Annotated in this window: 14 protein-coding genes; 13 read left to right on the top strand and 1 reads right to left on the bottom strand. The window is 66.6% G+C overall.

Annotation, left to right across the window (positions count from 1 at the left end; all coding sequences use genetic code 11):
* Positions 1-71 precede the first annotated feature (71 nt).
* The 13 genes from QTQ03_RS25400 (at position 72) to QTQ03_RS25340 (ending at position 10,802) form a co-directional block, all read left to right on the top strand.
* Positions 72-707, top strand: a complete 636-nt coding sequence (locus QTQ03_RS25400; RefSeq protein ID WP_289280249.1) for a hypothetical protein — start codon at positions 72-74, stop codon at positions 705-707.
* Positions 708-863: 156 nt separating this feature from the next.
* Positions 864-1,187, top strand: coding sequence for a hypothetical protein (locus QTQ03_RS25395; RefSeq protein ID WP_289278846.1), 324 nt, complete (start codon positions 864-866; stop codon positions 1,185-1,187).
* A gap of 869 nt (positions 1,188-2,056) precedes the next feature.
* Complete coding sequence (locus QTQ03_RS25390) at positions 2,057-2,479, top strand: terminase small subunit (RefSeq protein WP_502889822.1); 423 nt, start codon at positions 2,057-2,059, stop codon at positions 2,477-2,479.
* A gap of 109 nt (positions 2,480-2,588) precedes the next feature.
* Positions 2,589-4,013 carry a terminase large subunit domain-containing protein gene (locus QTQ03_RS25385; protein WP_289280247.1) on the top strand — a complete coding sequence of 475 codons (1,425 nt, stop codon included), beginning with the start codon at positions 2,589-2,591 and terminating at the stop codon, positions 4,011-4,013.
* Positions 4,014-4,030: 17 nt separating this feature from the next.
* On the top strand, positions 4,031-5,371 hold the full coding sequence (locus tag QTQ03_RS25380) for a phage portal protein (RefSeq protein ID WP_289280246.1): 1,341 nt from the start codon (positions 4,031-4,033) through the stop codon (positions 5,369-5,371).
* On the top strand, positions 5,368-6,102 hold the full coding sequence (locus tag QTQ03_RS25375; RefSeq protein ID WP_289280245.1) for an HK97 family phage prohead protease: 735 nt from the start codon (positions 5,368-5,370) through the stop codon (positions 6,100-6,102). The genes QTQ03_RS25380 and QTQ03_RS25375 overlap by 4 nt, the downstream gene beginning before the upstream one ends.
* A gap of 3 nt (positions 6,103-6,105) precedes the next feature.
* Complete coding sequence (locus tag QTQ03_RS25370; protein WP_289280244.1) at positions 6,106-7,566, top strand: phage major capsid protein; 1,461 nt, start codon at positions 6,106-6,108, stop codon at positions 7,564-7,566.
* A gap of 196 nt (positions 7,567-7,762) precedes the next feature.
* Entirely contained in the window at positions 7,763-8,293 is a 531-nt protein-coding gene (locus QTQ03_RS25365; protein ID WP_289280243.1) for an endonuclease VII domain-containing protein, read from the top strand.
* A complete protein-coding gene (locus QTQ03_RS25360; protein ID WP_289280242.1) occupies positions 8,286-8,477 on the top strand; it encodes a hypothetical protein in 192 nt (63 codons plus the stop codon). Before QTQ03_RS25365 ends, QTQ03_RS25360 begins: the two co-directional genes overlap by 8 nt.
* A gap of 86 nt (positions 8,478-8,563) precedes the next feature.
* Positions 8,564-9,313 (top strand): glycosyltransferase family 2 protein, encoded by a 750-nt coding sequence (locus QTQ03_RS25355; RefSeq protein ID WP_289280241.1) that lies wholly within the window; start codon positions 8,564-8,566, stop codon positions 9,311-9,313.
* A complete protein-coding gene (locus tag QTQ03_RS25350) occupies positions 9,310-9,534 on the top strand; it encodes a hypothetical protein (RefSeq protein ID WP_289280240.1) in 225 nt (74 codons plus the stop codon). Before QTQ03_RS25355 ends, QTQ03_RS25350 begins: the two co-directional genes overlap by 4 nt.
* Positions 9,527-10,225: a hypothetical protein gene (locus QTQ03_RS25345; RefSeq protein ID WP_289280239.1), complete on the top strand. Its 699-nt coding sequence runs from the start codon at positions 9,527-9,529 to the stop codon at positions 10,223-10,225. The genes QTQ03_RS25350 and QTQ03_RS25345 overlap by 8 nt, the downstream gene beginning before the upstream one ends.
* Complete coding sequence (locus tag QTQ03_RS25340) at positions 10,212-10,802, top strand: methyltransferase domain-containing protein (RefSeq protein WP_289280238.1); 591 nt, start codon at positions 10,212-10,214, stop codon at positions 10,800-10,802. The genes QTQ03_RS25345 and QTQ03_RS25340 overlap by 14 nt, the downstream gene beginning before the upstream one ends.
* A 190-nt stretch (positions 10,803-10,992) precedes the next feature.
* Here QTQ03_RS25340 and QTQ03_RS25335 read toward each other — a convergent pair whose 3' ends face one another.
* A complete protein-coding gene (locus QTQ03_RS25335; RefSeq protein WP_502889681.1) occupies positions 10,993-12,411 on the bottom strand; it encodes an IS1380 family transposase in 1,419 nt (472 codons plus the stop codon).
* Between the last annotated feature and the right edge of the window lie 32 nt (positions 12,412-12,443).

Raw genomic sequence — 12,443 nt, 5'->3', positions numbered from 1 at the left:
CGCCACCTACCCGCCAGCCGACATACAGCCCGCCTAGATCGACACCATCCACGCAGCCTGAGGGAGCGCCTGTGACCTCGTCGCACCACCTCCACGCCATCGCCGCCGCCCACTCCATCCGGGAGGCCCGGCGGCGGCTGGAGGTGCTCGCCGCCGCCGAGGCCACCACGGCACCGGACGTCCCGGACGGGCTGCGGTCCACCGTGTACGGGCAGCGTCACGCCGCCGGCGGCCACGCCGACCCCACAGCCACCCTCACGACCGAGCGGCGCCGGGCGAGGGTGACGACGTGGGCGGAGCGGCTCACACGCCTGAACGACCGGCTCGCCGGCATCGCCGACATGTACCGGCTCCCGCCCGGGGCCGACCCGCTCCAGCGCATCCACACCGCCCTGCCCGGCCTCCACGGCCGCCCCCTCGGCCTCCTCGCGTTGCACCTCGCCGACGAGGACGAGCTTGCCCGCGGCTGGATCAACCAACCGCCCTACCGCACGCGTATCCCGGGCGAGTGCCCCGGCTGCCGGCGCCGAGAGTGCCTGGAGGTGACCACCGTCGGACCCGCCACCACGCGAACCGTGGTGTGCGTGGCGGACTGCCGGCACACCCCCGACTGCCCATGCCCCGGCGGGGTCGAGGGCGTACGACACATCTGGCCACGCGGCGCGGTCGCGGGGGCCGCACCGACACGACCCAAACACCGACCCTGACCCGACCGACACAAAGGAGAGCCATGACCACCGCAGCCAGCCGCCTCCGCCTTTAGGTGTATCCCTACTCACCCGGTCGGGAAACCGAGGCCAAGCGCAAGCGAGAGGGACGATCGACCCCATGACCCACACCGACGACATCAGACCGGAGACGCCATGATCCGCAGCCCGGCGCGCTGCCCCACCTGCCGCGCCGTCCTCCCGGCCAGCGGCATCTGCACCGGCACCACGCCCCTACTCGCGCTCGACAGCCGCCGCTACGGCATCGCCACCCAGATCGCCCACAACCTCGGCGACAACGGCGACGTCACAGAGGACATGGTCATCAACTGGCGGCGCTTCGACGGGCTGCCCCGCTACCGCATCGGTCGCAGCGTCTACCACGCCCTCGACGAGGCCCGCACCATCGAGCGGGACAAGCGACTCGGCAGCAAAGGCCGGCCACGTCGACTTGACCATGACACCCCGGTAGCCGCATGATTTGACCAGTCACTCCCACTAGGCGGAGTGTGCCCACAGCCCGGTCGAGCGCCCAAGCGCTCCCGGGCTGACATGCGTCCAGAGGCGGGACGCGGCGAGGGAAAAGCGGGCAGGCCGCTGTGGCGGCGGCCTGCCCGCACCCCCTACCGCTCCCGACGCTCCCGAGCCTCAGCGATCTTCCGATCCGTGAACTCCTTGGACCGCGCCCGCTGATTACTCGCCGCCGACTGGGCAGCAGCATTACGCCGCCTCGCCCACTCCTTACGCTCACTGCCGCTACTGGTCAGCCACCGCCAAAAACCGACCCGAAAAGTTTGATCAAAGGTTGGCGCATCGGCACTGGCCGGCACACGAAACATGATCGGCTCCGATCCAATAAGCGCGGCGCATCCCAGGCGCACCGCATCCCGCGCAGTGTGACAGCCCACCACCACACCGGCTATCGGACAGGTGACCGATGGCAAGCAACCGACACCGCCGCGGCCCGCCATGGCGACGAGCTAAGGCGCAGATGCACGCCATGTACGGCTACACCTGCCACATCTGCGGGCACGGCGGAGCAGGCGAAGCTGACCATCTAGTGCCGCTGTCTGTCGATCCAGACCAGCCGCTTGATCCGCGTGCGTTGCGTCCAGCTCACGGCGCCAACTATCCATGCCCGACGTGTGGCAGGAAGTGCAATACCGAGCGCGGCGCGAAGCCGGTGAGTAGCATGTTCAGGCCAGCGATCGACTGGTGATCTGTAGACTCCCCCCTGGGGGGTGGGTGAATCGGACATAAAAGTGTAGACCTCTCACCCCGCGCCAACTGAGAAGGCATCCCCCTCCGGCACCCCCGTACCCGGTCTGTGACAGGAGGTACTTCCCGCGATGCCTCCCCGTAGGAAGCTTGCTGCTGTCCCGTCTACGCCACCGCGGGAACGCGCGCCCGATCTCCGGGATGCCGTCAGGAACGCAGTCGAGGAGATGAAATGGCTGACGCCAGCCGATGATGCGATGAAGGCGTTGGCGCTTCGTCAGGCGGAGGAGATCGAGAAGGCGATCGACCGGGCTGAGGAGTTCGCGGCGCTGCGTCGGGATCTTGCTGACGATGACGGGGCATTGAAGCGGCTCAAGGCGCTGGAGGCGCAGTGTGACGTGTCGAAGATGGTTGGTTGGCTCGGTCCTCAACTCCAAGGCGTGCTGCGGGATCTCGGCGGTGCCCCAGGTGCGCGGAAGCAACTGACTGCGGACAAGCCAGTCGGAGGTCGTCTTGCGCAGCTCCGGTCCGCTGCTGGGCAGCACGACTCCTAGGATCTGGACTCCACCGATCATGGTGGGACAGCCTGGACCGTGTGGTTGTGGCTGCGCGCTGACGCCGGCAACATCCCTCGGCTTCTCAGCGGTTGACTTTGCTCGTGACGTGCTGGAGATTGAGCCGTTGCCGTGGCAGCGTTGGCTGTTGATCCATGCGCTGGAGCTACGTCGCGATGGCCGGTTCCGGTACCGGACCGTTCTGGTGTTGGTGGCCCGGCAGAACGGCAAGACCACGATCGTCGAGGTCAAGAACCTGTGGAAGTTGTTCGTTTTACAGGTCCGGCTTGTCATCGGCACGGCACAGAACCTTGACGTGTCCGAGGAGTCATGGGACAAGGCCGTCGAGATCATCGAAGGTGTCCCCGAGCTGCACGCCGAGTTGACGCAGGTCAACAAGGTGAATGGGAAGAAGTTCTTCAAGCTCGCCAACGGCTGCCGTTGGAAGGTTGCCGCTGCGTCGCGTAAGGGTGGTCGCGGCCTTTCTGGTGACGACGTCAACCTTGATGAGCTGCGTGAGCATCATGTCTGGGACTCATGGGCTGCGGTAACGAAGACGACCATGGCCCGGCCGAATCCGCAGGTATGGGCGTTCTCCAATGCTGGCGATGACCGGTCGGTGGTGCTCAACGACTTGCAGGCGAAGGGCCGCGGTGCTGCGGTCGCCGAAGCGCCGGAATCCAGCATCGGCCTTTTTGAATGGTCCGCTCCGGATGACGTGAAGTGCACATGCGGCCGGGGTCATGATGAAGGCGACGCGCACACAGATCGGTGTCGCCTACAGGACCGGCAGGCGTGGGCGCAAGCCAACCCGTCACTTGGCTACACGATCACCGAGGAGGCGATCGCGTCCGCGCTGTCCACGGATCCGGAGCCGATCTTCCGTACAGAGGTCCTATGCCAACGGGTGCCCAGTCTGAAGCCGGAGTGGCGGGTCATCGCCGAGGAGCTCTGGCAAGGGCAAGTCGACACAACCGGTGAGCGACCGTCCGATATCGCACTGGCAGTGCAGGTCAACTACCAGCGTACACACACGGCAATCGTCGCGGTGGGCCGGCGGCCGTCTGGTGGCTTGCTGACATCGATCGTCGACTACCGCCCAGGAACCCACTGGGTGGTGGAGCGCACAGTACAACTCAAGCAGCGGTGGAACCCTATTGCCATCGCCGTGCAAGACAAGGGCCCCACAGGCAGTCTCCTCGAAAGCATGGAGAAGGCTGGCCTGAAACCACCAGAGGACCGCGACAAACCACAACGGGGCGATCTTGCCATCCCGTGGGCCGACGACATTGCCGATGCGTACGGGCTGTGGATCGATGCAGTCAACGAGCACCGGCTGTGGCACCTGGATGAGGCTCCGCTGAATACGGCGCTAGCGCCGGCGGATACCCGCCCGCTGTCTGGTGGAACGGCATGGGACTACAGAGATGAAGGCGCCGCACCACTGTTAGGCAGCACGAACGCCCATTGGGCGTTCGTGACTCTCGTCGACAAGGTGACAGAAGAGCGTGACCCGTCGGCGTTTTGGGTCTGAACAGAAGGGGGCGGGAGGTGGCCAGCATCGGTGGTCGTGTCCGTGCGGCGTGGGCCGCTCTCCGTGACGCCACCCGCGCCCAACCATCCCCGGCGGTCCTGGCTGCCGCTGATGCGGCGTCGCTGATCGGTTACACGTACGGGCATCCGGATGCGGAGCGGGTCGAGCCGACGTTTCAGCAGTTCGCGCAGCTCGCCTACGGCGCCAATGCGGTCGTGTTCGGGGTCATCAACAAGCGGCTAAAACTGTTCTCCGAGGCCCGGTTCAAGTTTCGGAACTTGGCGACGAAACGGTTGTTCGGTGGTCCGGCTTTGGAGCGGCTGGAGGAGCCGTGGCCGAACGGGTCGGCCGGTGAACTGTGGGCGCGCATGGAGCAGGACGTCAGCCTCTCGGGGAACGCTTACATTCGGGATGCCGGGAATTGGCTGGAGCGGCTGCGCCCCGACTGGGTGACGATCGTTTCCGAGGTCGTCGAGGACGAGCAGGGCCGGCAGATCCGTGAGGTGGTCGGCTACCTGTACGACCCGAAGGACGACACCGACCGTCAGGTCGAGTTTTACCCGGTCGACGAGGTTGCCCACTGGTCACCGATCCCCGACCCTCTCGCGAACTGGCGTGGCATGTCGTGGCTGACTCCGGTGCTGCGGGAGATCAACGCTGATACGGCGATGACCGCCCACCGGGACGCCTACTACCGCAACGCGGCCACACCGAATCTGATCCTCAAGTACGCGATGAAGCTGTCGCCGGATCAGAAGACCCGCCTGGCGGAGGCGGTCGCCGCCCGACACGCCGGCCCCGACAACGCATACCGGACCATGGTCCTCGACGAGGGCGCCGACCCGATGATCGTCGGCGCGCAGCTCACCGACGTGTTCGCCAACGTGCAGGCAGCCGGGGAGAACCGGATCGCGGTCGCTGCGGGTGTTCCGTCGATCGTCGTCGGCCTCAAGGAGGGCCTGGCGGCGGCGACGCTGGCCAACTACGACTCTGCGATGCGGGCGTTCGCCGATTTGGAGATGCGCCCCAACTGGCGGTCCGCGTGCGCCGCCTTGTCGAAGCTGGTGGAGGTGCCGCCGGGTGCCGAACTGTGGTTTGACACTGCGGATGTGGCCGCGTTGCAGGACGGTGAGCGGGACCAGGCGGACACGTTCGCGACGGACGCGACGACGGCCGCGTCCCTGGTCCAGGCCGGCTACACCCCGGAGTCGGTGGCCACCGCCATCAACGCCCGCGACATGTCGCTCCTGATTCACACGGGTCTTTACAGCGTCCAATTGCAGCCCGCCGGCGCAACAACACCATCCATGAACGGCCGAGCTCCGGCCACCGCTACGGCGGGAGGGACACAACCATGACGGGCCACGCCGAGCCGCTCGACTACGCCCGGTCGTGGGCGCTGGACGACATCCACATCCTGCGTGCCGCCGACGGCTACGGCGACGGCCGCACCGTCGAGGCGTACGCGGCTGTGTTCGACACCCCCACCGAGATCACCGACCGGTATGGGCACTACAACGAGGTCATCGACCGGCGGGCGTTCAACCGCACCCTGTCACACGGCCTGGACCGGGTCGGCGTCTACTACCACCACGCCATGACCCTCCACGGCACCCCCTCAGACCTCGGCAGCGTCCCCATCGGCTCCCCCGTCGATGTCCGCGCCGACAGCCGCGGCCTGCGCACCGTCACCCGGTTCAACCGCTCCCCCCTCGCCGACAGCGTCCTGGAGGCGATCCGCAACGGCGACATCAAGGGCTACTCGTTCCGGGGTGCGATCTACCAGTCCAACCCGCCCCGGGTGCCGAAAGCCAAAGCCGGACGGCTGCCCACCGTCACCCGCACCGAGCTGGGCCTCACCGAATATGGGCCCACCCCGACACCCGCGTACACGGACGCCGCGATCGTCGCGGTCCGTGCGCTGCAAATGCTCGCCTCGTCCACTCCCGGCCAGGTGGTCCGGGACCCGGAGGAGGACCCTGCCACTCCCGCCCCGGGACTCGGCGCCGAGGACCCGCCCCAGCAGGGGCACTCCGGACGGCAACGTCTGCTCCGCCTGCGGGCGGGGCTCCGCGAACGAGGAGTTTGAGAAGTGGCACGCAAGCAGTCCGAGGCGCTCGCCGAGGAAATGGAGATCCTCCGGTCCGAGATCAAGGTCATCGAGGATTCCGAGGAGCCGACTGACGACGAGCTGGCCCGCGCCGAGGCGCTGCTCGTCGAATGGGACACCAAGAAGGCCGACTACGACAAAGCGATTGACCGTGAGGCGAAGGTCGCCGAGGTGATGCGCGCAGCCCTCAAGCCGGCCAACGTTGAGGAGGGTTCCGCGCCGGATGCTCGCCGACGCGGCCCCGAGGTGATGCGCAAGGTCGACCCGTACGAGTCCCTCAACCAGGAGGAGCTGGTCCGCTCCCTGTGGGGCCACGGACCGTTCAACTCGACCGACGCGATTTCTCGCGCGGACGCGGCTATCGAGCGTGCCCCCCGGCATGTCGACGACCGGGCCAAGGAGCGGCTCACCGGCCTGGTCCACCTGGACAACCGGCACGCCCCGCTGATCGCCCGGCACATGCTCCTCACCGGAAGCCCGGAGTACCACGAGCAGTTCCGCGAGTACGTCGCCTCCCGTGGCACCTATGTTGGTGAGGCGCTGCGTGCCGCTATGTCCCTTACAGACGCAAATGGTGGGTATTTGGTCCCCTTCACGTTGGATCCGACGATCATCTTGACCAACGCGGGTATCGCCGGCCCACTGCGGTCGATCTCCACGATCAAGACGATCGCGACGGACACGTGGAACGGCGTCACCTCCGCCGGCGTCAGCGCCGAGTGGACGGCGGAAGGCGTCGAAGCGGCCGACGCGTCGCCGACCCTGGCCCAGCCGACGATCACCCCGAAGAAGGCTGACGCTTGGGTGTTCGGCTCCTACGAGGTGCTCGCCGACAGCGGGTTCGCCGCCGAACTGGGCCGGCTCCTCGCCGACGCCAAGGTCCGTCTTGAGGAGGCGGCGTTCGCGACGGCGAACACCGGTGCGACCATTCCGCGTGGTGTCGTCGCCGCGGTCGCCGCCGTTACCGCGTCCATTGTCACGTCACTGACGACCAACGCTTTTGTGGTCGGCGACGTGTACAACACGTCCGACGCGCTGCGGGCTCGCGACGCGTCGCAGGCAAGCTGGATCGCCAACAAGAAGATCTTCTCCCTGATTCGGCAGTTCGACACCTCCGGCGGCAGCGCCTTCTGGGCGAACCTCGGTATGGGCGTGCCGAATCAGCTGCTTGGCCAGCCGCAGTACGAGTGCTCGACGATGACCAGCGTGGTCAGCACTGGCGCGAACATCCTCCTCGCCGGGAACTTCGCCGAATACTACATTGTGGACAGGGTGGGCATGTCGGTCATCTACGACCCAATGGTGAAGTCCACGGGCAATGGCAGGCCTACCGGACAGGGCGGATGGTACAGTTTTTGGCGTGTCGGTGCCGACGTGGTTGACGCGTCGGCATTCCGTCTCTTGCAGCTCAACGAGGTTGCGGCAGCGACTGCCCTTGGCTAGCGTCCACCTTAGACACGGCCTCCAGTAGGTGTACCATGGTGAGGCCGGAGAGGTGCATCTCTCCGGCCTCCGCCGAGCGCCTACGTGAGAGGTACCCGACATGTCCCAGGGTAAGACGTGCAGCATCGAGGGATGCGACCGCAAGCACAAAGCTCACGGTCTATGCAGTGGGCATCTCTACCGGCGAGACAAGGGCATGCCGATGGAGATCGCTATCAGGCAGTACGAGCACGAGCGAATCTGCAAGGTTGAAGGGTGCGGCCGGGATCGCACTGCTGGCGGCGATGGCCAGCACTGCCAGATGCACCGTAAGCGTGTCCTTCGACGTGGATCGGCTGGTGGCGCAGAACGCGAGCGCGCTCCGTTCGGTCAGGCCGAGTGGAGTAAGACCAACATCCGCCGGCGCAAGAACTTGCTCGACTGGTATGGAATGACCATCGAGGAGTACGCCCAACTGCTGGTGAAGCAGGACGGCCGTTGCGCGGTGTGTAGGAGTATCTCGCCGGGATCGAATCGGGCCCGCTCGGACCTGTCTTTTTGCGTGGATCATGATCACGTGACCGGCCATGTCCGCGGACTGCTCTGCCAGGCGTGCAACCGCGCTATCGGCATGCTTAAGGATGACCCCGACATCATCGAGGCGGCAGCCCGCTACGTCCGGCGACACCGACAGGTGCCGTTGTTCGGCCCTGCTGGGCCGAAGAAGAAGGAGTCTTCTGATGCCTGATCTTCCGGTGTCTGCCTCGACTGTTGAGGCGACGACGGCCCCGTCTCCGGTGCCTGTTCGGCTTGACGCGCCGGCGGTCACGGTGGCACAGAATCCGTACGCCGCCGCTGCGGCGAATGCGGAGCGGATCGCGGCGGCGTTCCGTGAGCGGGAGGCGCGGCAGGCGGGTAACGCGGTTCAGTAAGCAAGCTCCCCGCGCAATACGTGTGGGGTCGTGGAAGGGCTCGGCTCCCAGGTGGCCGGGCCCTTCCGCCTACCTGGGAGGAAGTTATGGACAGGACGCAGGAGAAGGTCGTCATGGCCTACCTGCACCCCGGTCAGGTCGACGGCGCGTTTATGGAGAGTGTGCTTGACCTGCTGATTTATGACATGGCGATGCATCGTCGGATTGTCAACGGTGGTGGTCGGCTGGCGGTGCAGGCGGGCACGAACGTTGCCGGGCCACGTAATGGCTTGGTGAAGAAGTTCTTGGAGTTCGGTGAGGCCGAGTGGCTGTGGATGGTCGACTCGGACATGACGTTCCGGCCGGACACCCTGGAGCGGCTGCTGGATCAGGCGGATCCGCAGAAGGCGCCGATCGTGGGTGGCTTGTGTTTCGGTTTTGATGAGCACGGCGATATTCAGCCGACTTTGTATGGGTTTGCCGGTGATGAGCATCATCCGCAGGTGATCCGGTATCACGAGTGGAAGCCGGACTGTATGTGGCAGGTGGCGGCTACGGGTGGTGCGTGTCTGCTGATGCACCGGTCGGCGTTGGAGCTCATGCGGGATTTCGACCATCCGCGTAGGCCAGAGAAGGGCTTCAACGCCGCCTATCCGTGGTTTCAGGAGACGGAGCATGATGGTACGCCGGTGGGTGAGGACATCACGTTCTGTTGGCGAGCCGCTTTGGCTGGGATCCCGGTGTATGTGAACACGGGCGTGCATCTCGGCCATATCAAGTCCCGCGAGTTGAACATGGATGCCTATTTCATTGAGCGGGGTTTGTTGACTCCGGTGAAGCCAGGGAGTGTGCAGTGAGCGGCAACACGGCGATTGTGGCGTTCAGCGGGTTTGTTGGTTTCAACGGGACTTCGGTGCGGCTGCACCCAGGCGACGTGTGGAACTTGGATGACCCGAAGCAGCGCGCGTTTTATGACGCGAATCGGGACAAGTTCGCGGCGGCGGAGCCGGAGCCGGTGCGTCCGGTGTTGCCGAAGTTGGCTGGTCGGAGGGCGCCGCGGGCGGGCCGCGATGGCTGATCTTGTCGTTGTCGTTCCGTCGCGTGGCCGGCCGCAGGCGGCTGAAGAGCTGGCGCGCGCGTTCGCGGTCACGTGCATAGCGGATACCAAGCTGCTGTTCGCGGTCGACGAGTCGGATTCGACTGGTGGTGAATATCCCGGCTGGAAGATCACGAGTCCGACGCACACGATGGTCGAGGCACTGAACGCCGCAGCGGACTATCTGCTCAACAGGGATCTGCTGGGGTCGCCACCGCCCGTTGCGGTCGGCTTCCAGGGCGATGATCACCGGCCCCGTACGAAGGGCTGGGATCAGGCGTATCTGGACGCGTTGCGCGAGTTGGGTACCGGCATCGTCTACGGCGACGACCGCTACCAGGGCGAGCGGCTGCCCACCCAGTGCGCCATGACGGCCGACATCATCCGCGCGCTCGGCTACATGGCCCCACCCAGCCTCACCCACATGTACGTCGACAATTTCTGGCTTGGCCTCGGCCGTGCCGCCGGCTGTATCCGCTACCTACCGGATGTGGTTGTTGAGCACATGCACCCGTACGCCGGTAAGGCGGACATGGACGCCGGGTATGAGCGGGTCAACGACCGGCGGATGTACGCCAAAGATGAGGCCGCCTACCTAAACTATTGCGGGACGCGGATGACCGCTGATGTGGCGGCGGTGGCCGGGTTGCGGGGTGCTCGTGTCGGCGCATGAGTGGAGGCTGTTCCCGGCGGGCACGGTCCCGGAGTGCACTACCGCCGCCTGGTATCGAGACCGCGAGCACGCACCGCACCTGGAGCAGGACGCACACCGGGCGCGGCTCATGGCGTCCGCCGGATTCGTGGCGCTCACCGCCGCGACCCGCGGCTACCGGACGGTGGTTGATCTCGGCGCCGGTGACGGTGGTCTGCTGTCGCTGCTCGGCCCGGCCATGACCGGCTGGGGCTACGACCTGATGCCGGCCAACCTGGCCGCCGCTAAGGGTCGGGGTGTGGACGTGCGCTACGGCGATGTCCTCACCGACCCGATCGAGTGGGCGGACATCGCCGTGTGCACGGAGATGCTGGAGCACCTCGTCGACCCGCACGCGTTCGTGCGGACCGTCGGTGAGCACGCCCGGGCGTTGGTGTGCTCGTCGCCGTGGCAGGAGCGCCCCGGCACCGCCTACGAGCATCACACGTGGGCGTGGGACCACGAGGGCTACCGCATGCTGGTGGAGCAGGGCGGATGGGTGGTGCAGCGGCAGCGGTCGGTTGGCCCGTTCCAGGTGCTCCTGGCGGTGCGACAGTGATGCGCCGGCGGCTGCGTCCGACGCCGACCGGGGACGACCTAACCTCAGTCTTTCGCTAACTGTTGATCAAGGCCCTGTTTGCATTTGTTGATCTTCATTTGGTGATCGATCGGGGTATGGGCACGGCGAGGACCCGACGCGGTGGCCGGGTTCCTCCATGGGGGTACTCGTCGGGGCGTGGGGTTGGGGTTCAGGTGACGGGCTGGGGCAGCACGGCCAGCCGGTCGAACGCGGTGACGAGCTGGTCGGCCCAGGGCCAGCCTTCGGCGATGCGCAGCTTCGTGCGGCGGGCCGAGCGGGTGATGCGGGCGGCGACGTGCAGCAGTCGGTAGCGCAGTGTCTTGGGTTCGGCGGTGGCGAGGTCGCCGTCGAGCAGCAGGTGTTGGGTCCAGGCAAGCAGGTCGATGGCGCACAAGGCGAGTTCCAGCCAGGCGGCGTTGATGGCGAACACCCGGGATGGGAAGCGGCCGAACCCGGTGTCCTTGCCCGTGCGGATGCGGTCCTCGACGCGGGCGTGAGCGCGGTGGCGGGCCTCCAGATGCTGGATGGATCCGTTGCCGGGGCCGGTGTCGGTGGCCATCACCTGGTGGCGGAAGCCTTCGATGGTGTCGAACAGCGACAGTTGTGCGCCGGGGTGCGGGCGTTCCCGGCGCACGATGAACCGGGTGCCGTCGGGGTAGTTGGCCCGCAGGTCGGCCGGTAGTAGGCCGGTGATCTCGCATACCTGGGCGCCGTCGCGTGGCTGGCCGTCGGCGTTCAGGGCCGGTACCCACTGCTCGGGGTGCCCCGCAGCCTGCTTGATCGCGTCGCGGATCGCCTCCCCGATGGCCACCCCGACGGAGAAGAACGTGTTCATACCGTGCTCACGCAACGACCGGATATGGCGCAGGAACCCGTACGTGCAGCCGGCCGAATCCGAGCGGACGAGGATGTCGGTGCCGTACCGGTGGACGTCGGGGATCTGCGCCAGGGCGTCGTCGAGAACGCTGATGTGATCGGCGGTGGTGTTCGACCCCGCCCGCCCGGCGCGCAGCAGCCCGGACAACGCCTCCCGGGTGTTGTCCAGGAAGCAGAACAACGGGTGATATCCGAAGGTCTTCTTCCACGTCTTGGACGCCTGCTCCTTCTCCGAGTGGCAGATCACGATCGAGGCGTCCAGATCCAGCACCAGCCCAGACACCGGCGCACCAGCCGCCATCGACACCGGCAGCCCGTCGCGGGTCTCGGCCGACTGCGCCCACGCCAACTCCCGCGCGGCAGCGCGGGCCATCCGCAGCCTGGCCAGAACAGCATCATCCACACCAGACAGCACCCGCCACGCGGTAGGATCCGAGGCGACCGCGCCGAACAGCCCCGCTTGGTCCCGCAGCACCGCCAGATCGCTGATCGCCTCACCACCGTCGGCGATCATCACCGCGAGGTCCACGGCGACCCGACCCGGGTCATGCCCGCCCTGCCGCTGCCGCAGCCTGGCCAGGGCCTCGCTGAACCCGCCGGTCAACCCGGTTACGTCCGCGATGTCGGCCAGCAAACGGGCACCCGCGTGGCCGACCACGCCACGTCCATCGCTACTGACGATGATCTTCGGTCGTGTTCCGGTACTCTTCACCTGACAGGTGCCTTCCCTCGGGATAGATGAGA

It is taken from the genome of Micromonospora sp. WMMA1363, assembly GCF_030345795.1.
GTDB lineage: Bacteria > Actinomycetota > Actinomycetes > Mycobacteriales > Micromonosporaceae > Micromonospora.
The sequence above is the reverse complement of the archived record's forward strand: the minus strand, read 5'-3'. Positions and strand labels throughout refer to the sequence as shown.